The following is a 16,774-nucleotide window of genomic DNA, read 5'->3' on the forward strand; positions in this document are numbered from 1 at the left end:
ACTAGCGAGAAAGAAATGACAAAAAATCCTCTTACTTCTACAGCCACACTACAACCTAACTTTGAATTGCTCAAAGACGCCTACGCAATTATCGATGGCATTCCAGATAAGCAATTTGATCTTGACCGTGTCGTGTCTAAGGGTTATGCCAAAAAAGCTGATTGCAATACGATCGCTTGTGCTATCGGATTCTTAGCGATGCACCCACAATTTAACGCGCTTGGGCTGTCATACAGTCCGCCAAATGGTCTTCAATTCAAGGGGAGACAATTAGATAGTTACAAAACGGTAATCAGTAAAGTTTTTGGCGTAAGCGAAGACGACGCTCGAAACCTGTTCGGCGCCGCATACTCAAGCGACTATGATCCGCCTTTCTCGGATCGCTCACATAAGAAGCTTTGGCAGCACCGCGTTATGCGGTTCTTAGAAAAAACGGTCAGGTGAAATCATGAGTGGCCCGAACTTTGAACTTCTGAAAGATGCCTACGCCATCATTAGCGGTATTCCAGAAAGCCAGATTGACCTTGGGAGTATTACGAAGAACGACTGTACTGAGGCAAGCTGCAACACCATCGCTTGCGCTGCCGGTTACTTGGCGATGCATCCTCAGTTTAATGCGCTTGGCTTATCAATCGGCGTACATGGCGGACTCGCGTATCAGAACCAAAATTATGGGGACTTTACCACGCCTTTAAGTCAGGTCTTTAATTTAACTGAGAGACAGGCGATGAATCTGTTTTCGTATGTTGGCGGAAGTGGATATGACGCTGAGATTGGCGCTTCATCAGACAAAACACGGTGGCAAAAACGCGTTGAAGCTTTCTTAAACTATTACGATCAATGGCGCGGTCTTGAAGAAAAGAGCGCAAAATGAAAATCATTGGCTTCGATACAGAGACGACAGGTCTTAAACCGATGGACGGCGACAAGATCATCGAAATCGCCTTGCTGACTTACGATTCCGATACACGCAAGCTGATCGATAAATACGTCCAGCGTATTAACCCAGAGCGTCCAATCTCGGCAGGCGCGCAAGACATTCACGGCATCACGTTTGAATCGCTTGTGTTGATGCCGAAGTTCAAACAGATAGCGCATGAAGTGAAGAGCCGGTTGGACGCTGCTGATTTGCTTGTAGCGCATAACCTGAACTTCGATGCCGAGTTTCTTATCTGCGAGTTCGCCGCATGTGGTCTTCCTATTCGGGATATGCCAAGCATCGACACAATGACAGAGGCGCGTTGGGCATGCGCAGAGGGTAAATATCCAAAGCTGAGCGAATTGTGTTTCGCGCTTGGCGTGACCTACGATCAAAGTGCCGCTCATGCCGCAGATTATGACGTGGACGTCATGATGCAATGTTTGTGGCGCGGTCTGGATCGTGGCTTCTATCAATTACCGGCAGCGTTGAAGGTGGCAGCATGAAGAGCTATACATGTCCTCAATGCGCCAATTACCTGATGGGTAGCGACGGCGAATGCCATGACTGTCACTGTGGTTGGAAGCAGCCAGACGAAGTGATCAATCATGATGCCAGAGTTGAAGAGCTAGAGCGACGCGTCGAAGAGTTAGAAAAGCCTACGAACCTCAATGCGCCATGCCAAGCCAGGCTGACCGCTTATGGCGCACAAGTATGGAATGCGCAATATGCGAAGACTCCGATAGAGTTCAAGCCAGAGCCGGTCAAGGCGAACGATCTGATTAAAACTCAGCTTTGGCTGTTAATGCAGGTTTATGGCGCTGGTTTGTATCTCAGTATGCATAAAAGCAAACTGCCTTTCGTTAACAACGAAATTACGATTGGAAAATCAGTATGAGTTCAACTGCCTTTGCCGTCATGTTCGTCACAGGGTCACTTATCGCCGGGATTATTGGCTTAATTGGTTCTTATGTCTTGCTTTACCGCGCAGTTTTATATCGTCTGAAAAGCTATCGCTGGCGCAGCGAAGATGTGGAAACTACTGCGGCGCTGACAAGCGTTTTTATATTTGGCGTTGTTGCGACGATGATCGGCTTTGTTGGTTTGTGGGCTTCTCAATGAAAGGCGCCAAAGCATGACTAAGCCAACAATCTCAAAAGGCGTAGCCGACGTCTATCACATCAGAACGCCAGATGGTGATTTCGCCGCAGTGTATATCGAGCATGGGTCTTATGCGAGTCACGGAACAACAAATTATTGGGTTCGAGTCGCATCAACGGGATCTTTTGGCACTTATGGCACATATTGGAATTCTGTCGGCAGCGATCATGTCAGCTTCCTAACAGGAATCGACTTCGATTACGCGATGAAAAATCTAACGTCCTACAAGCATCGCGAGTTCGATTTGGACGAGTCGGTTAAACAGGCAAAGGTATGGCTATTTGTAGAACGCCGTAGAGAAGACCTGACGAAAGAAGAGGCGAGAGAGGCTTTTGATGTGTTGCTTGAGGTATCTGGAACAAACTCTAAAGACGCGTTCGTGAACTCTTTACTTGAGTCTAACTTGCCATTCTTTAATGAGTGTTACGAGTGGATTGTCTGCGAACGCTACAAGTCCGACTGCGTTGGCTTCTGGGAAAACATCTGGAGCGTCTTGGTCAAACAATTACAGGAAGAGAAAAATGCAAAACAATGAAACTAAAGCTGCGATGGAGAAAACAATCTGGCTCCCGGACCCGCACCAGATTTTTATCCATCGTAACCGAAACTATTTTCACTCGCTGTTTTTAGGCTTGACGAACCCGCTCTGGCATCTGCCGTTTATGATCTTTCATATCTTGATCAAGCCTGCTTTCAAGGGCGCCTTTTTTATTTTGAGCTATTGGGCAAGAACGACGGTAATGGGCTTGTCTGGCTCGCTCATTACCGTAGATATGAACCGTCCGAAGATAGTTGTTCTTATTGATGGTAAGCCGCACGACGACTCCGACTAAACGGGTTGTAGTTCCAGTTTCTACAATGCAAAATAACGATCTGAGCATAAAACAAAAAGAGGTAACTATGGCGCTACTTAAACGCAACGACAAATACGTTAAAGGCATTCTTTCAGCGCTAAGCATAAAACCGACCGCATTCATCGCCAAAGGTAAGTTCTCGCTGGTCTATCAAGATGCTTTTGAGGATTGCGTATTGAAGTTGTCTGCTGAGCGGCTGACGGATCGTTATTTTGAAACCATGCGCGGACAGCACTTCCCGCAACGCATGGCGGTTCTTTACAAAGGGCAGAGAATGATTAATGGCGCAGACACATTGATTGTGTTGAGCCGGCTTCGCAAGCTCTACAACGTGCGCCAATCAGAAGCAGCCTTGCTATACGCTAAGTTGATCATTAGCGAGGCAAGTGCAGCGCGCAGCCGGTTTATATTCGATCCAAGCGTAAGTGATGCTCAACTGAATTACAGGACGATTATGGAGGTTGCTAAGCATACGGCGTTCCCACATTTGTTAAGTGTCGCATTATGTGAATTGGCAAAATTTGCACGAGACACGCCGAATTGTGCATTGGACTTCCACTTGAATAACTTTATGGTGGATGATAGCGGTCTATTAATTTTCTCGGACCCGTTCCAAACACACACATGAAAAAGATCACTTTTTTGGCATTAGCATTATTGGTTAGTGCGGTCGCGCAGGCAGACGTAACAGGCGATCGACGTTTTAACATGTGTCAAAAAATAGGCAATATCGCACGTCAAAATGTAAAAGCTAAAACAAACAGCAACTACAAGCCGGAGCAGATAGTAGGGCGGGGCTTCCCTCCCAATGTGCGAGAGATAGGATTTTGGGCAGTTGACTTTGCTAAACACACCGATATGGACGAATACGACGCCGAGCTGTATGTGCGCCGAAAGTGTTTGAGCTATATCAATGAAGCGATGTATGGCGACGCAATCGCCAGACCGTTTAAACGAGAAGATATTAAGTGAGGTAAGAATGATTGGCTATTTTGATAAAACAGGCGCCCGTATAGAGAAATTGAAGTGGGCTGCGCTCTCTAAAGACGAGAAATACACGACGGTCAAAGCCTACGACAACGGCGTCGTGAATGTGCATTTGAAGTGGATTGGTCGCGTCCCTATGAACGACTGTTTGCCTGAGTATTATTGGTTGTTTGTGATCTTGGTCAAGAACTACAGGCCCGACGGCACGATGGTCAATGATCCAGTAGATAACGATCAATATTTTCCAACAATGGAGGACGCAGTAGAGGCGTATGAGAAGTTTTTGCTTAAATGGACATCGTCAAGTTTGAATGACGATATGGAGTTTGAAGAAGTAGACAATCGGCTTGCGCCACCGGTTCCAGAGTTGCCACCTGATCCAAATAGACCAGAGGGCGGACAATTTGAAATCGATGGCATGTCTTGCGCTTGGTAAAGGAGAAAATAAATGAAGCTAAATTTAACAGATAAGTACGAAGAAATAATTAACACGCTGTATGTCATGTCGGCTGAATTGGACCTGGACGAAAATTACATGGATATTTTGTCCGATCCAGAGAGCGCAACGCAAGAAATGATCGACGCAATGTTGCCTTTCAAGTCCAGTCTAATGAGTGAACTAGAAACACAGCGATTAAAGCTGGCTGCTTGTGGAGTGTGCGCCATGTCAAACACGGTAGAAAGCACGAAAGAGCGACTTACTTCGAACAACCCGTATTACTCGGCAAGTTATGCCGATGTGTGCCGAACAGTTGACGCCGAGATTCGACTAAGAACAGAGAACGCGGATTTAAAAGCACGTCTGGACAAGCTAGAAAAAGACCGTTTAGCCGCTGACAAACCTGAGTTGGGGATCGACATTACTGTCAATACGATGGCGGGCTTTTTTGGCGCCTTCTTTGTAGAGCATGGTCGCAAACCATCTGAGCAAGAGATATTCAACGCCGGCCGACGTAGTGGACTGGATGAGGCGAAGCGCGCCGAGTAGCCTGATCAACGCACTTTAACGGGCGATCTTCGGGTCGCCTTTTTTATTGCACGTCGCCGCAGTTCCATACGGCGGTAGCCATCAAAAGCGCTTTTTGTCCAATAGTGGTTTGAGATTATATGTCTGTCGGTTGCAGAGACAAACGCGAAAAACGAGATTGAAAGTAGCCAACCAAATCGCTTCTTTGTCCACGATTCGAGTGAGAAACTGAAATTGTTGCAGAACACTAATTGAACATCAAATTAAACTTTTTTGGAGAAACAAAATGACTACATCTACCGCCTTAGTTGGTTCAATGGAAGCAAGCGAAGAGCTGCTGTTGGATTCTTTACTAAGCGAACTCAATGAAGAGGACATCATCGAAGGGCTGGACACGGTTGAGCCAATCATTGTCGTCGCCGCTACTGCAACCGCTGCCGCACCGATTGAAGTGGAAAGCGACGAATCCTTGCTTGACGACGCCATCGCCGAAGCTGAATTGAAGACTGCAAAAGCCGAACTGTACGCTGACCAGAAGTCGCCGGCAGTAGGCGAGGGCGAAGTGCCAGAAGCGCTGACCAAAGGTGCGAAGGCTAAGAAAAGCAAGAAGGTAAAAAAAGCCGCAGAAGAGGGCGCAGAGCCAAAAGCACCGAAAGAGCCAAAAGCGCCGATGGCGACACTGGTCAATACGAAGCCCGGCGCGCTGCTGAAAATTCGCTTAGGTGCCAAGTTGGCAGATTACCTGACCTTTAACGTTGCCGACATGGAAGAGCAGTCCGAACAGAAGCGCGCCAACTTTATCGACAAGATGAACGACCCTGACGCCATCGCCGACAAGGTACGTGAAAAGGTCTTGCAGTTCTTTAGCTGGATGCTCAAAGCTGACAAGCCAAACGAAGTGATCCGTCGTGCCTTAGTAGTCTTGAAGCGTGACGGTGAATTGACGTCTGGCGACAAAGGTAATCTGCAACTGGACTTGTTAGCGAAACCTTATAGCTTGGGAACCGCTCGTAGCCAAGCGAATCAGGTTTTCATGCTGTTTCCACTGTTAGAAATCACGATGAAGGAGAAGGGAAAGATGGTTGCCAACCCTGACTCGACCTTGCTGATGACTGCAAACGCCATGCTCGGTCTGTAATTGAATTGTAAGGGTGGCAGACGCCACCCGTTTTTAACTTTGAAGAGGTAATGATGGAACAAAAGCTTAGATCGCTCTCGGTTGAGGCGCTGATATCGCTAGGTGACGCGGTTCAGGCGGTATTGAAAGAGAAACTGCCTATGATGCTGCGTGTTGGAAAAATATGCACCTTTGTCGATAAACAAGGCAAAACTACCGCGATTGTAATCACCAAGGTCAACCAAACGACATATAGCGGCTACATCTATAACCTGGAGCGCGGAACGCATCATCATAATCAAAGGTGGAAAATCTCTAAGTCAATCTGTAGACCATACTTTCCACCGTCAATACCTAAACCGATGCCAACTGGTGTCGGGAAGGACAAACCGGCAGTTGCCTCTCAATGGTAATAAATGGAGCTTGAAAGCTCCTTTTTCATATCTGGTGTCGTCCGAGGCTTGTACTCACAATCAGCGCTAACTAAGGTCGAAGGCGAGAAAAACGGTTCGCTTAATCGCGCTATGAGCTTCTTCCGGTAGTGAGTTGATATGTGAGTGACAGTACGAAAACAAATAAAGGCATGCTCTTATAAAAATAAGTCACAACTGACTTGTATTGAGCGTCAATGTATAAGATAATTCGGCTGTCGTCGCAAATAAGCGGCAAAGGCTACTTTCTTGGATACGTCACAACTGACTGTAATATCCATAAGTGAGCAGTCATACTAACTCTATCGCGTTGTGCGACAGTGCAGAAAGAGGCAGGGATTACAACCGGCGACGTGGCTGGCTTGTTCTACTCAGGACCGGAAGGCGACGAGTGGGGCGCGAGAGTACGTCATTTTTAAGCCTCTATAAATCAGTCATCACTGAGCTATTCATCCAATTTAATGTAAAGGACAAACATGTTCGATCACAATCCAAATTCAGTCGTTGCTAACGGCATCGACTACCAAATGACAACGCACTTTGGCGCGGTCTTGTTTCATGATCGATCTGAGCCAGTTTTAGAGTTCAAGATTGGCAAGCCTGCCTGTATCGCCATCAGCTCCGCTAAGGGCAAAGTAGGCGATCTTGAGTTTGAAAACGAGCAGTGGACAATGTACGAGTCGCCAATACGCACACGCACACCGCTTGGGACTTCCAGTTCGGTGACGGCGATTCGTCTCGCTGCCGAAATGCTTCTGTCTTAACCAGCCACCGATTAACGCAGGTAGCCACCACAACGCCTCAGTTTGACTGAGAAGATACTCATATCGAAACAACAAAACGAGTTTAAAAATGATACATACGATATTTGAATGGCGCGAAAATAGAGAATATGGCGAAGAGGGCTGGATCTTAAAGGGTTTTCCTAACTTCAACGCATCAAGTGGAAGAGGCGTCGCGCACGACACACTAGAACACTTCAAGGATGGCGACGGCTCTCTGGCTGACGAAATGATGGCTTTCGGCGCAATGCTTCACATAAGGGGCGAAAGCGGCTGGTTTGCCTCTCTTCCAACCCGAGACAATCGCTTAGATAAGCAAATGGGATTCGATATTGCGCGGTTTCTTCAGGAGCTTCGTTCAGGCAATGTTGATCTAAGAAAGCCGCCGCGCACATACCGCCTCAAAGATGCCGACCTTGAAAGTGACTTATTTAACATTATCAAAGAGGGCGTCAAAGAGGCTAATCAAGGAAGAGATAACGACGCAGAAATTTTTCAGCCAGGCTTAGTAACGGACAAGATGATTCATTGGATGCGAGTCGGATACAGAAAAGCGTTAAAGCGCTTCAAAGGCAATAAGCCACACGATATCGCATATTGCTTCGACACAATTGCCAACAGAGTTGATCTTGGATTCGACCTTGGTGATATCGGCGACGAATTGCATGTTTGCGTCAATACTGAATCGTTGGCAGTAAAAATCTACAGTAAAGAAATTTATTAACAAAGTAAGTCACCACTGAGATAGGAGAAGCAAAAATGAGCAATACACCAGTTTACATTAAGCCAACAACAGCGCCAATCGCCGACCTAATTGAGCAGCTTAATAAAGCGATGCAGGAAAAGTATGACGCCGATTACAGTTTAGCAATTACTCACGGCGACGGCGTGATATCGCTAAGAACAAACATAACTGGCTTCGTTTCGCCAATTGTCGAGCCGCCAAAACAAAAGCAACAAGTTGCCATGATTAAGTTGCTGGTTCGGTATGACGCAGGTTGGATTGTGAATCGTTCCGCTCACTTTGACTCGGAAATATGGACGAAACGAGACCAGTCTTGGATCAACACGATGATGGAGTGCGGCGACAACGAATTAATTGTTGGCGACCATGCTTATCAGTTGGAAATAGTTGAAGTTAATGGCTAAGCCTGCTGAAAAAAACTCAAGGCGAGAAAAGCCCATTGAGGACGTGGTGGAGTATGGCGAAGATACTTTTACATGTCATCACTGTAATTCTGCCATTGGCACGGAATGTCTTTTTACGGACGGCTCCTGGCGCGGGCGGTGCTGCCACTGCGGTCAAACCTACGACATTACGACCGAGCTGGAAGATATAGGCGAAGACGACGAGCCGGTATTACGTGACGCCAGTCAATCTGAAATCGAACGCTTGTTCGGCATTAAGCCAAGCCCTTACGGTAAAGACTTTGGAAGCTTCTAGGATAAAAAATGAAACAAGCTCCACTTTTTAAAGTTGGCGATCTCGTTATTTGGACCAACGAGTACGGCGTCAATCTTGGGATAAGAAGAGTGACGGAAGTTACGGAAGATAAATTCTCATATCAATACTTTCTAAGTCCAAATGAAGCAGGTTGGTCGCCTATACGAGAAAGAAACTTGGCGAAGGCAAGCTTTGAATACAAAACATACCTTGGCAGCTTTTAATATTAATAGGATAAAAAATGATTGAAATTACACTTGAAGATTATGGATATCCACAATCTCTCGAAGAAGAAAATGTTATTCGGCTGATGGTGAACGTCGTGCCTCGCATTGGCGAAACTATAACTCTGCACAGAGATTTAATCACCGACTACTGGATGGCTGGAGGTCAAGAGCTTGAGAATTGTCGCGCAGATATCTTCATGCCAGAGAATAACGCACATTTTACCGTGGACTATATCACGCACGATTTCGATAAAACAGGCAAGCAACGCATTCTGCTTGGTGTTGAGATTGAATCGGGTGAAACAGAGTAGGGACTCGAATAAGTTCCCAATGAATCGCCATAAATCGCTTGCGATAATAACTCTATCGAAACAAACAACAGAGAGAAACAAAATGAAATGGATTATCACAGAAGATAAATTAGACTCACTTTCAAGCAGCGTTGTCGGTTATGGCGACTACATCGAAAATGGCATGATTGTGAACATGTCAGAGACAGTGCCGAACCCTAGATCGCGTCTGGAAATTATCAAAAAAGAGCTTTTAAACGAAACAGACTTCCCGTTCGAGTTTCAGCTTTTGGATGACGACGACAATCTGTATTTCGTTGGACGTTGTGGCGACCTGGACCACGCTGATGGCGATCAAGCATTCGCACCGCAAGATTGGGCAGAGAATCTATTTGGCACAACGACAATGACTTATCGCAAACTCGGAGAAACAGAATGGCAAATACTGTAAAGGCTGTGTCAGACGCCGATTTTCTCAAAGAGGCTTTGAAATGGTACTCGGCTCAATTTAAAGCCGAGAAGGGCGATTTCAACAGAATGACCGGCGTTTGCTGGGCGGTTTATGAAGCGGGTAAAAATTTGGCATGTCGTCCGAATGCTAACTATTGGGCTTTATTAAAGACCGAACAGCGTCTTAGTTTCTGGATAGGACAGCTTCTTGGTCCTTCTGTCTATCTGCAAGGCTGGATAGGTAGAGCGCATCCAGAGACAGACCTTCTTTGGAATGAATTATCCAATGAAGAGCTAAACATCAAAATGGCACATACACGCATTGCGTGGATGAAATGGATGATTCAACACTGTGAAGAATTGGACGGCAAATGAACAAAATTACCATCAACGGCTTGAACATTTCAGGCGCTCGCAGTATCTCAATAAATAATGGACGCGTAGTAGTTAACGGCAAAGACGTAACGCCGGACTCTAAAGAGATTCGCATCGAAGTGCATGGCGATATTGAAACCATTAATGCGGACGCATGCGAATCAATTTCAGTGACCGGAACAGCAGGCACAGTAAAAACGCTATCTGGAGACGTTCGTTGCGGCAATGTTAGCGGCTCTGTCAAAACAATGTCCGGTGATGTTCATTGTGGCGCCATCTCCGGTGATGTCGAAACGATGTCGGGCAACATTAGGAGAGAAAAGTAAAATGATTACACCTTTTCAGCGCGCCACCATGATCAGCTTGGCTGAGCGTCAAGCATTAGGGCAGTTCTTAAATGACTGGCCCGCCGGTCTCAACTTTCAGCAAGTCATGAACATGATGCATGGCGACGTACCAAAGAACGAACATGGACGCTACGTGATCACTATTTGGCAACCGCTCGAAGATCATGATTTTAAGCAAGTCGCCAGCTTTATCACAGAAGCCAAAGACAACCTCGTCGGCATGATGGAACATCTGTTCACAGAGCTGGAATAACCAAACACGAATTGAAAGGTAAAGCACATGGACACCGAAGTAGAAGAATGCGCAAAGAACCAGGCTGAACAAGTGGCACTCAGCACATGGCTAGATGAATATCCGAACGACAAATCGTTTGATGAAATCCTCGAAGCGATCGGCAAGGGCGACTATCTTCCGGACGATGAAGGCGATAATCAGATCTTGTTTCGCTACATGGTCGAGAGCCTAGATGGCCCAACCGTCGTAGGCATTATTGATGATACTTATCATAGCGTTTTAGAAGCCATTAATCACACCGTTAACGAAATGTTCTAAGGCTTAAAGTTGTCAAAGAGGCAGGATTATTCCTGTCTTTTAAGCAACTTTATTAATCCAAGGCTAAGTCATTGATTTTAAACAATTATTTCAATGTTGTCCGAGAAGAAACTCGCAGCCAAGTCGTACCTAGCCTGATTAAATCATTAACATCTAATCGCTTCTTTCAAATCATAACCGGAAACCGCATTAATCAGCGCGGCATGACGTTTAAATCTCTTTTACATAACCGACTAAGTCTAACAATTTAAAGCGCTCAAACAGCGTTTAAATCAGTCGGCAATCTTACTTCAAAAGAACTACCGCCTGTCTCATTGTTTTAATATAACTAAGTCAGCACTGACAAACAATTCACCTTTAAACCGATATGAACTTTCCATCACTCAACACTAGAAATCACGCAAGCTTGGATTACTTCTCGATCCAAATTGATAACCTATTTGAACTCAATGAGCCGACACTACCTGGCAACTTCGCAATGAATGAAAGCAAACGCGAAAGAATAGAGCAAGAGCTTAGCGGCTCAGCGGGCGGATTAAGTAAAGAGAATAACAAGCGGAGATAGAAATAACTCAACATTGCAAATTGGCATTACAATTAAATTCTTAACATCTAATGAAGGAACTGTATGAGCAACAACAATAACAGCAATGTCGTTTGGACTTTGGTTGGTTTGTGTATTGGCGTATTAATTCTAGGTTACTTGGCATTAAAATCTGTCGCAGACATGCTAAGCGTGGATATAAAAACTCTTGGATGGATGATTTTCTTCGCCGCAATAATAATTTGTCTGATAGTTTTAGCTATTGCATTTGAGTTTAAATGTTGGCTACCTTTCACCCTTGCAGCGGCGTGGTTCATTATGACGCCAGCTTTGAAATATTGGTCAAGACTCTCCGTTGATGTACTCAGCGAGCGGGCTGGAATTGAAACACTTGATCCAGTATATGACTGGTACGGACGACTTGGATATCAAGGTCTAATCATTGCAGGCTTAATTATTGTTGGAGTAGCGGCTCGTGGACTCTTTTGCCCGAACAGGTAGACAAAGAACTCTACCGGCGTAATTCTCACTCTATAAAGACAACTAGGCACTAGAGAAGACACGTAAGACGCTCAGGCTGACATCGACTATATGCAAACGTCAGGCTTTTTCGCTTGATGTCGGTAGAAGGGTAGGCCTATAGGTAGATGTATGAGGGTGAAGAGGCGAGTGGAGTAAGTTGTTAGTGAGATTAGGATATTGTGTGTTTGCATCTGTGTTTGCATGCGTATGTGGAAGGATTGCCTGGCAAGGTGTTGTATTCATTAAAAATTACAACAGACCCGGCAATCCTTCCACTTTCTCTCGACGTCAATCAAACGTTGAACAACAATCGGCACATCGCCGTTTTATATTCAGCAGCCTGTGCCACTACACACAAGCCACCGTCTCGCCTACACAGAAAAGCTCATAGCGGACACAGTTATTGTAGTCCAGACCCACTAGACCCAAGGAACCCAAGCTTTAATTTGCCACTTGCAAGATAAGTCACGGCTGAGCTATAATCCTGACCATATTGTTTGCCGTTATGTCCCTTGAGCCTGAAACTAGGCTTTAAACAGAGTCGGGAGTGAGTTGGTCTTTTGGGGGATTTGTTCTTAAATGTGGGGTTGCCATACGCAGAGAAGCTTCTGATGTGGCCCTAGCAAGAACGAATCTCTCCTTACTTTTCTATAGCGTTGTTGGCTAAGGGGGGTAAGGGGGGATTTGTTCTTTCCTAGGGTTCCTCATCAGAGGGCAGTTGTAATTCTTCTTGAATGCTGAAATTGTATCCAGAGTCCTTGTAACCCAAGGACTTTTGTTTTAAAAGGCTTTGCCGAGCCGACGGGTTATTCCAAAGTTTTCTACGTACACAAGCCAAGGATTCGACGCCTTGGCTTTTTGCTTACCAGGCTACAAAAATCGTCGCCGCACTCATCCTTGGCATGCCTGATCCGGTGTGTTTGTTTGGTGATCCTAGGCTTTTACCAAATTGAATCGAACAAAACTCGAAGGCTGAGCCTAACAAAGTTCGGTTTGGCTCGTTTTAACCCGCCACGCACATGCCAATATCTTCGCTTCATACTTCATACATCGAAACAACACAACGAAAGAAGATATGAACCAGCACCCAAAGCAGCACCTTTATCCGATTATCGATTCAGAGTTCGGCACCCGCTTTTTTGATCAAGACTTAATATATGCGATCCAAGAGTGTGACGACGACAGCTTTGCTGATCCGATTGTACGTCAACGGTGCGAAGACGCCGGTTTGAAGCCGATGGTCTGGTCCGAGATGTCGTTGCATGATCAGGTCATGGCGCAGATTGGTTTCGTTGCTCCACCGCCGCGTCGTGATGTATCGCCGAAAGAAGAACATGTCAGAGAAGAAGCGTGGGCGACGAAGGTGATTGCTTCCATCAATGCATTGGGAGAATAATCATGAGCCTTCCATTCACAAAAGACCGGATCAAGACATACCGCACAATCAGCAAGCGCTTAGGCGTCCAGGTAGTTGCCAGGCTCTTCGCTGAGTTTAATGTGCCGGTTGAGCTGGCTGTGAAGATTTTGGCAAAGAAGGGCTGATCATGAAAAGCCTACTTACTCTCATCGCAGGCAAATACATCGAAGAGCTGGCGATGTACAGGACACTTCAACGCATAGGCCGTCAGGCTACTCGCAGGCATTACCCTTGACCCTTGCAGGCTGTAGGCACTACCGGTTAGGACGGTAGGCTTTCAGGCTCATCACGCTCTCAGGCCGTATGCGCTCAGGCTAATGAATCACTTCTACATAGATCTCACGCTACAGGCTATGTACTTTGCTAAAGATGCCAAGGATTAGGGCACAGCATTCTCACTTCCAATTATCACTCTTACGCCAATACAGAAACACGGTAAGTCACTTAATCGTTTTCTCGTATATGCGAGCCAATTAAACGCCTTGGCCATTCTTGATTTGTAGCCATCGAGCTTGCCTGCCGCCGCTGACTAACGCCTGAGTGTGATCGTCATACTTCAGTTGTCGAGCAAATAACAACGACCGCAACTAATTAACCTTACGGAGAACCTATGACTAAGCCACTTATCGTCGCATCAAACGCTATTGCAGCACCTACATGGACACATCAGGACCTCTATTTAGCGTCAAGCCGAGCTGAAGCTGAGCTGGTCGGCACCGATCACTTACAAGAGCAGGAAAATGATTACTTAGATGAGATGCAAGAGATGGCGGACGTGTCTCATACGCGTAGTCGTGGACGCTACTTGCGTAGTGCCAAGCTTAATCACATGCATTAAGCCTGAATGATTGAACTAGGGTAGGGCGCATCGGTCGCCCCTATTGTTTTAGCAAGACTTTTCCAAGGCGACATTATTTGCAATAGAAGGCTTTGCCTTGGCGACGATATTTATCAAGATTTTCATGTAGGTAAAGCTGAGCGAAGCCGACAGAATATTCCAAAGTTTTATTAAGCGCCTAGGGAGCGGCGTGAAAGATGCCTTGGCTAATTGCCACCCGCCGACGTCGCCTTGGTGTCGTCAAATTGCTTAAATCCTAGGAAGTGCAAGTCGATCGGCAATCGTCACGTTGCCGCAGTCATTCCAGATATCACACTATATAAATACATGATGCGCGTATGCGTGCGAATAACATTAAATAACGGTAAAAGTAAAGATATATTTTGCATGTACCATATTTACAACGATAAAATAAATAAACATTTTCGTGCAAATAGTTGTTGCACATAAGTCGGTACTGACTTATAATTTAATCACTCGCTAATCACTAGCAAGTAAAAAAAACCTAACTTAATTTAATCTAATCGAAAGCACAAAATGTCTACAATCGCAAAAACATCGAAAGTCACAAAAGCAACTACAGCAACAACAAAAGTAGTTAAAACACCGAAAGCGAAAAAAGCGGTAGTTGTTGCAGTCGATACAGTGCAAGCGGTAGAGCAAACATTCACTACGCGGTTCGTTGAAGTCTTACAAGCACGTAACGCAGAGCAGTACAGCAAAGATACAGACCTTGCAATAAACGCTGTCAAGGGTAGCAAAGCGGTCGACCTTGCTATGTCAAAACCTGAATTTAAAGAAGTGGCATCCAATTTGCTTAAAAATGCGCGCATTGCAAGCAATAAACAAGATAAGTCTAATTTTATTGCGGTCAAAGTATTAGTCAAGATTGCACATTGCTTGAATGCAATCGGTCAAAACATGAAAAGCACACTCGACCCTTATTCGCGCACAATCGCTGAAAACCTGATAGCTTTAAACGGTATCTCAAACAAGTCTTGTCTAGTATCGTTATCTCGTTCGGTAGAGTATAGCGAACTAGAGCAACAAAGCGCACTTGTAAAGCGCTATAACTGTTCAGCGAATACAGCAGGTACGCAAGCAAGCTCCACTCGCATGATGCTGCATTACTTAGATATTGCGAACGTGCAAAAATCGAAAAATGGTGACGTTATAACACTCAAAGAGAACGACCGCGCAACTACTTTCGCAGCGCTTTTTATTAGCTAAAAAGTACGTCACTGCTGAGCTATTTATTACCGCTTGCGATACATGCAAGCGGTATTTAAGTAGTTTGATACGTGCAAATATATTTTACACGTATGACGCAGAGTATGATATAATTGTGACTGAGAAGTGAAAGTCCTAGAAGAATTGCAGACCCTTGGTGGCCCTGCCTTCCTCAACTTCCGGCCTCCAAACCACATCCTTATAGAAATCCCAGGATCGCCACATGCCTATCCTTATAGAAGACAAAATATAAGACTTTGACCTCCATAAGTCGCTTTAATCTGAGGTAACTTTTATGCCAACAGAGTGCCATGTGACAAGAGTATATTCAAAGAACTTCTGATTCATTTCAGAGCTGCAAAGTTTAGCCAATTCTCTGCCAACGTCCGTAAACATGACCGCCCCCATTCTTAGATCATTTTCTATATCTCTGGGAAACTCCAATGCGACCGTTCTCTCGAAATACCTTAACTTGAAATGTGCGCCTTTTATCTTTAAATTATATCCATTATTAACGCCAAGTGTGACTAGGCCGATTACGTCGAGATGTTGCAGGCTTTTATAATCAAGACCGCTTTTGGTATAAATATCATTCGTTATATCAAAAACTACTGGCGATATTTCATCATCGAAAGTCCAAGCATACTGACATAGGCTATTGAATAAGGCCGCTTCAGTTTTATTCAACATTGAGACTAAATTAATTGTTCTCTTTGAAAATGTTCCAGGCGACGTAGCTTCACCCGCTAGTAACTTAGCCCAAAGAGATTGCATTTCCTCGTCTGAGACGATATCGCAATGTTTGAAAAAATGGCTAATCCAATCGTTATCCATTTCTTCAGGCTTGGCGTCAGGTGGAAGCATTTCGATAGCAGAGGCTAAAATAGCCTCGATATTTTTCTGGCTCTTTTCTCGCTGTTTAATAAATGTAGAAATAGCCCTTTCTTGTATTTCGGTAAGCTCAATTTGAGATTTCAGCTCAATCTTATTTGCTTCGGCCTGCGCTTTAGCGATACGTATAATTTGATAAGGTTCAGCGACCATACCAATGGCGCTACTGACTTTTTCTATCAAAACTGGCCCCATTTTTGAGAGCGGCACTGCTAATGAGCCAAGAATGGCGCCTGTTACCGGGTCCATATTTTCTCCAATTAAATAAATTGAAATTCATTTTAGCATTTGGTAAAAGTCAACGCTTTAATCTCAGATTGCCATTAATGAAAGTCGCTAACTAGCAGGCTTTCAAAATTTGATCACACCTCCGACGACTACAATCCACCTGAAATGCGGGTGTCCGTGTTCACGATAATGGGGAATCA

Annotated in this window: 30 protein-coding genes; 29 read left to right on the plus strand and 1 reads right to left on the minus strand. The window is 45.1% G+C overall.

From position 1 onward, the window contains the following. Positions 1-15 precede the first annotated feature (15 nt). The 29 genes from RGU72_RS04735 (at position 16) to RGU72_RS04875 (ending at position 15,455) form a co-directional block, all read left to right on the plus strand. Positions 16-444 (plus strand): hypothetical protein, encoded by a 429-nt coding sequence (locus RGU72_RS04735; protein WP_322118624.1) that lies wholly within the window; start codon positions 16-18, stop codon positions 442-444. A gap of 4 nt (positions 445-448) precedes the next feature. Further along, the gene (locus RGU72_RS04740) at positions 449-874 is read left to right on the plus strand and encodes a hypothetical protein (RefSeq protein WP_322118625.1); all 426 of its coding nucleotides are present in this window, start codon (positions 449-451) and stop codon (positions 872-874) included. Continuing rightward, the gene (locus RGU72_RS04745) at positions 871-1,425 is read left to right on the plus strand and encodes a 3'-5' exonuclease (RefSeq protein ID WP_322118626.1); all 555 of its coding nucleotides are present in this window, start codon (positions 871-873) and stop codon (positions 1,423-1,425) included. The genes RGU72_RS04740 and RGU72_RS04745 overlap by 4 nt, the downstream gene beginning before the upstream one ends. Continuing rightward, entirely contained in the window at positions 1,422-1,817 is a 396-nt protein-coding gene (locus RGU72_RS04750) for a hypothetical protein (RefSeq protein WP_322118627.1), read from the plus strand. The genes RGU72_RS04745 and RGU72_RS04750 overlap by 4 nt, the downstream gene beginning before the upstream one ends. Next, on the plus strand, positions 1,814-2,041 hold the full coding sequence (locus RGU72_RS04755; protein WP_322118628.1) for a hypothetical protein: 228 nt from the start codon (positions 1,814-1,816) through the stop codon (positions 2,039-2,041). The genes RGU72_RS04750 and RGU72_RS04755 overlap by 4 nt, the downstream gene beginning before the upstream one ends. Before the next feature lie 13 nt (positions 2,042-2,054). Continuing rightward, positions 2,055-2,615: a hypothetical protein gene (locus RGU72_RS04760; RefSeq protein ID WP_322118629.1), complete on the plus strand. Its 561-nt coding sequence runs from the start codon at positions 2,055-2,057 to the stop codon at positions 2,613-2,615. Continuing rightward, a complete protein-coding gene (locus RGU72_RS04765) occupies positions 2,602-2,913 on the plus strand; it encodes a hypothetical protein (RefSeq protein ID WP_322118630.1) in 312 nt (103 codons plus the stop codon). Before RGU72_RS04760 ends, RGU72_RS04765 begins: the two co-directional genes overlap by 14 nt. 25 nt (positions 2,914-2,938) lie before the next feature. Continuing rightward, a complete protein-coding gene (locus tag RGU72_RS04770) occupies positions 2,939-3,562 on the plus strand; it encodes a hypothetical protein (RefSeq protein ID WP_322118631.1) in 624 nt (207 codons plus the stop codon). Continuing rightward, positions 3,559-3,906 (plus strand): hypothetical protein, encoded by a 348-nt coding sequence (locus tag RGU72_RS04775; RefSeq protein ID WP_322118632.1) that lies wholly within the window; start codon positions 3,559-3,561, stop codon positions 3,904-3,906. Before RGU72_RS04770 ends, RGU72_RS04775 begins: the two co-directional genes overlap by 4 nt. Continuing rightward, the gene (locus RGU72_RS04780) at positions 3,860-4,357 is read left to right on the plus strand and encodes a hypothetical protein (RefSeq protein ID WP_322118633.1); all 498 of its coding nucleotides are present in this window, start codon (positions 3,860-3,862) and stop codon (positions 4,355-4,357) included. Before RGU72_RS04775 ends, RGU72_RS04780 begins: the two co-directional genes overlap by 47 nt. A gap of 12 nt (positions 4,358-4,369) precedes the next feature. Further along, a complete protein-coding gene (locus tag RGU72_RS04785; RefSeq protein ID WP_322118634.1) occupies positions 4,370-4,909 on the plus strand; it encodes a hypothetical protein in 540 nt (179 codons plus the stop codon). A gap of 265 nt (positions 4,910-5,174) precedes the next feature. After that, positions 5,175-6,026, plus strand: coding sequence for a hypothetical protein (locus RGU72_RS04790; RefSeq protein WP_322118635.1), 852 nt, complete (start codon positions 5,175-5,177; stop codon positions 6,024-6,026). 53 nt (positions 6,027-6,079) lie between these two features. Then, positions 6,080-6,418, plus strand: coding sequence for a hypothetical protein (locus RGU72_RS04795; RefSeq protein WP_322118636.1), 339 nt, complete (start codon positions 6,080-6,082; stop codon positions 6,416-6,418). 494 nt (positions 6,419-6,912) lie between these two features. Beyond that, complete coding sequence (locus tag RGU72_RS04800) at positions 6,913-7,200, plus strand: hypothetical protein (RefSeq protein ID WP_322118637.1); 288 nt, start codon at positions 6,913-6,915, stop codon at positions 7,198-7,200. 88 nt (positions 7,201-7,288) lie between these two features. Then, positions 7,289-7,942, plus strand: a complete 654-nt coding sequence (locus RGU72_RS04805; RefSeq protein WP_322118638.1) for a hypothetical protein — start codon at positions 7,289-7,291, stop codon at positions 7,940-7,942. A 35-nt stretch (positions 7,943-7,977) separates the two neighbouring features. After that, positions 7,978-8,367 (plus strand): hypothetical protein, encoded by a 390-nt coding sequence (locus RGU72_RS04810; protein WP_322118639.1) that lies wholly within the window; start codon positions 7,978-7,980, stop codon positions 8,365-8,367. Next, positions 8,360-8,662, plus strand: a complete 303-nt coding sequence (locus RGU72_RS04815; protein WP_322118640.1) for a hypothetical protein — start codon at positions 8,360-8,362, stop codon at positions 8,660-8,662. The genes RGU72_RS04810 and RGU72_RS04815 overlap by 8 nt, the downstream gene beginning before the upstream one ends. Positions 8,663-8,670: 8 nt before the next feature. Beyond that, on the plus strand, positions 8,671-8,886 hold the full coding sequence (locus tag RGU72_RS04820) for a hypothetical protein (RefSeq protein ID WP_322118641.1): 216 nt from the start codon (positions 8,671-8,673) through the stop codon (positions 8,884-8,886). Positions 8,887-8,903: 17 nt separating this feature from the next. Continuing rightward, positions 8,904-9,200, plus strand: coding sequence for a hypothetical protein (locus tag RGU72_RS04825; protein WP_322118642.1), 297 nt, complete (start codon positions 8,904-8,906; stop codon positions 9,198-9,200). An 82-nt stretch (positions 9,201-9,282) separates the two neighbouring features. Then, a complete protein-coding gene (locus tag RGU72_RS04830; RefSeq protein ID WP_322118643.1) occupies positions 9,283-9,630 on the plus strand; it encodes a hypothetical protein in 348 nt (115 codons plus the stop codon). Continuing rightward, positions 9,615-10,004 (plus strand): hypothetical protein, encoded by a 390-nt coding sequence (locus tag RGU72_RS04835; RefSeq protein WP_322118644.1) that lies wholly within the window; start codon positions 9,615-9,617, stop codon positions 10,002-10,004. The genes RGU72_RS04830 and RGU72_RS04835 overlap by 16 nt, the downstream gene beginning before the upstream one ends. Then, complete coding sequence (locus RGU72_RS04840) at positions 10,001-10,330, plus strand: hypothetical protein (protein ID WP_322118645.1); 330 nt, start codon at positions 10,001-10,003, stop codon at positions 10,328-10,330. The genes RGU72_RS04835 and RGU72_RS04840 overlap by 4 nt, the downstream gene beginning before the upstream one ends. A gap of 1 nt (position 10,331) precedes the next feature. Continuing rightward, complete coding sequence (locus RGU72_RS04845) at positions 10,332-10,604, plus strand: hypothetical protein (protein ID WP_322118646.1); 273 nt, start codon at positions 10,332-10,334, stop codon at positions 10,602-10,604. Between the two features lie 27 nt (positions 10,605-10,631). Continuing rightward, complete coding sequence (locus tag RGU72_RS04850; RefSeq protein ID WP_322118647.1) at positions 10,632-10,904, plus strand: hypothetical protein; 273 nt, start codon at positions 10,632-10,634, stop codon at positions 10,902-10,904. A 628-nt stretch (positions 10,905-11,532) separates the two neighbouring features. Continuing rightward, on the plus strand, positions 11,533-11,949 hold the full coding sequence (locus RGU72_RS04855; RefSeq protein ID WP_322118648.1) for a hypothetical protein: 417 nt from the start codon (positions 11,533-11,535) through the stop codon (positions 11,947-11,949). A 1,096-nt stretch (positions 11,950-13,045) separates the two neighbouring features. Beyond that, complete coding sequence (locus tag RGU72_RS04860) at positions 13,046-13,366, plus strand: hypothetical protein (protein WP_322118649.1); 321 nt, start codon at positions 13,046-13,048, stop codon at positions 13,364-13,366. A gap of 2 nt (positions 13,367-13,368) precedes the next feature. Continuing rightward, positions 13,369-13,512 carry a hypothetical protein gene (locus RGU72_RS04865; protein ID WP_322118650.1) on the plus strand — a complete coding sequence of 48 codons (144 nt, stop codon included), beginning with the start codon at positions 13,369-13,371 and terminating at the stop codon, positions 13,510-13,512. 485 nt (positions 13,513-13,997) lie between these two features. Continuing rightward, on the plus strand, positions 13,998-14,225 hold the full coding sequence (locus RGU72_RS04870; RefSeq protein WP_322118651.1) for a hypothetical protein: 228 nt from the start codon (positions 13,998-14,000) through the stop codon (positions 14,223-14,225). Positions 14,226-14,762: 537 nt separating this feature from the next. Then, the gene (locus RGU72_RS04875) at positions 14,763-15,455 is read left to right on the plus strand and encodes a hypothetical protein (protein WP_322118652.1); all 693 of its coding nucleotides are present in this window, start codon (positions 14,763-14,765) and stop codon (positions 15,453-15,455) included. 276 nt (positions 15,456-15,731) lie between these two features. Here RGU72_RS04875 and RGU72_RS04880 read toward each other — a convergent pair whose 3' ends face one another. Next, positions 15,732-16,595 carry a DUF2806 domain-containing protein gene (locus tag RGU72_RS04880; RefSeq protein ID WP_322118653.1) on the minus strand — a complete coding sequence of 288 codons (864 nt, stop codon included), beginning with the start codon at positions 16,593-16,595 and terminating at the stop codon, positions 15,732-15,734. Between the last annotated feature and the right edge of the window lie 179 nt (positions 16,596-16,774).

Source organism: Undibacterium sp. 5I1 (assembly GCF_034314085.1).
Taxonomy (GTDB): Bacteria; Pseudomonadota; Gammaproteobacteria; order Burkholderiales; family Burkholderiaceae_D; genus Undibacterium.

What these genes read in the sequence shown, in the direction of transcription:
- RGU72_RS04735 (WP_322118624.1), top strand. Translation starts at nt 16, where the DNA reads ATGACAAAAAATCCTCTTACTTCTACAGCCACACTACAACCTAACTTT.
- RGU72_RS04740 (WP_322118625.1), top strand. Translation starts at nt 449, where the DNA reads ATGAGTGGCCCGAACTTTGAACTTCTGAAAGATGCCTACGCCATCATT.
- RGU72_RS04745 (WP_322118626.1), top strand. Translation starts at nt 871, where the DNA reads ATGAAAATCATTGGCTTCGATACAGAGACGACAGGTCTTAAACCGATG.
- RGU72_RS04750 (WP_322118627.1), top strand. Translation starts at nt 1,422, where the DNA reads ATGAAGAGCTATACATGTCCTCAATGCGCCAATTACCTGATGGGTAGC.
- RGU72_RS04755 (WP_322118628.1), top strand. Translation starts at nt 1,814, where the DNA reads ATGAGTTCAACTGCCTTTGCCGTCATGTTCGTCACAGGGTCACTTATC.
- RGU72_RS04760 (WP_322118629.1), top strand. Translation starts at nt 2,055, where the DNA reads ATGACTAAGCCAACAATCTCAAAAGGCGTAGCCGACGTCTATCACATC.
- RGU72_RS04765 (WP_322118630.1), top strand. Translation starts at nt 2,602, where the DNA reads ATGCAAAACAATGAAACTAAAGCTGCGATGGAGAAAACAATCTGGCTC.
- RGU72_RS04770 (WP_322118631.1), top strand. Translation starts at nt 2,939, where the DNA reads ATGCAAAATAACGATCTGAGCATAAAACAAAAAGAGGTAACTATGGCG.
- RGU72_RS04775 (WP_322118632.1), top strand. Translation starts at nt 3,559, where the DNA reads ATGAAAAAGATCACTTTTTTGGCATTAGCATTATTGGTTAGTGCGGTC.
- RGU72_RS04780 (WP_322118633.1), top strand. Translation starts at nt 3,860, where the DNA reads ATGGCGACGCAATCGCCAGACCGTTTAAACGAGAAGATATTAAGTGAG.
- RGU72_RS04785 (WP_322118634.1), top strand. Translation starts at nt 4,370, where the DNA reads ATGAAGCTAAATTTAACAGATAAGTACGAAGAAATAATTAACACGCTG.
- RGU72_RS04790 (WP_322118635.1), top strand. Translation starts at nt 5,175, where the DNA reads ATGACTACATCTACCGCCTTAGTTGGTTCAATGGAAGCAAGCGAAGAG.
- RGU72_RS04795 (WP_322118636.1), top strand. Translation starts at nt 6,080, where the DNA reads ATGGAACAAAAGCTTAGATCGCTCTCGGTTGAGGCGCTGATATCGCTA.
- RGU72_RS04800 (WP_322118637.1), top strand. Translation starts at nt 6,913, where the DNA reads ATGTTCGATCACAATCCAAATTCAGTCGTTGCTAACGGCATCGACTAC.
- RGU72_RS04805 (WP_322118638.1), top strand. Translation starts at nt 7,289, where the DNA reads ATGATACATACGATATTTGAATGGCGCGAAAATAGAGAATATGGCGAA.
- RGU72_RS04810 (WP_322118639.1), top strand. Translation starts at nt 7,978, where the DNA reads ATGAGCAATACACCAGTTTACATTAAGCCAACAACAGCGCCAATCGCC.
- RGU72_RS04815 (WP_322118640.1), top strand. Translation starts at nt 8,360, where the DNA reads ATGGCTAAGCCTGCTGAAAAAAACTCAAGGCGAGAAAAGCCCATTGAG.
- RGU72_RS04820 (WP_322118641.1), top strand. Translation starts at nt 8,671, where the DNA reads ATGAAACAAGCTCCACTTTTTAAAGTTGGCGATCTCGTTATTTGGACC.
- RGU72_RS04825 (WP_322118642.1), top strand. Translation starts at nt 8,904, where the DNA reads ATGATTGAAATTACACTTGAAGATTATGGATATCCACAATCTCTCGAA.
- RGU72_RS04830 (WP_322118643.1), top strand. Translation starts at nt 9,283, where the DNA reads ATGAAATGGATTATCACAGAAGATAAATTAGACTCACTTTCAAGCAGC.
- RGU72_RS04835 (WP_322118644.1), top strand. Translation starts at nt 9,615, where the DNA reads ATGGCAAATACTGTAAAGGCTGTGTCAGACGCCGATTTTCTCAAAGAG.
- RGU72_RS04840 (WP_322118645.1), top strand. Translation starts at nt 10,001, where the DNA reads ATGAACAAAATTACCATCAACGGCTTGAACATTTCAGGCGCTCGCAGT.
- RGU72_RS04845 (WP_322118646.1), top strand. Translation starts at nt 10,332, where the DNA reads ATGATTACACCTTTTCAGCGCGCCACCATGATCAGCTTGGCTGAGCGT.
- RGU72_RS04850 (WP_322118647.1), top strand. Translation starts at nt 10,632, where the DNA reads ATGGACACCGAAGTAGAAGAATGCGCAAAGAACCAGGCTGAACAAGTG.
- RGU72_RS04855 (WP_322118648.1), top strand. Translation starts at nt 11,533, where the DNA reads ATGAGCAACAACAATAACAGCAATGTCGTTTGGACTTTGGTTGGTTTG.
- RGU72_RS04860 (WP_322118649.1), top strand. Translation starts at nt 13,046, where the DNA reads ATGAACCAGCACCCAAAGCAGCACCTTTATCCGATTATCGATTCAGAG.
- RGU72_RS04865 (WP_322118650.1), top strand. Translation starts at nt 13,369, where the DNA reads ATGAGCCTTCCATTCACAAAAGACCGGATCAAGACATACCGCACAATC.
- RGU72_RS04870 (WP_322118651.1), top strand. Translation starts at nt 13,998, where the DNA reads ATGACTAAGCCACTTATCGTCGCATCAAACGCTATTGCAGCACCTACA.
- RGU72_RS04875 (WP_322118652.1), top strand. Translation starts at nt 14,763, where the DNA reads ATGTCTACAATCGCAAAAACATCGAAAGTCACAAAAGCAACTACAGCA.
- RGU72_RS04880 (WP_322118653.1), bottom strand. Translation starts at nt 16,595, where the DNA reads ATGGACCCGGTAACAGGCGCCATTCTTGGCTCATTAGCAGTGCCGCTC.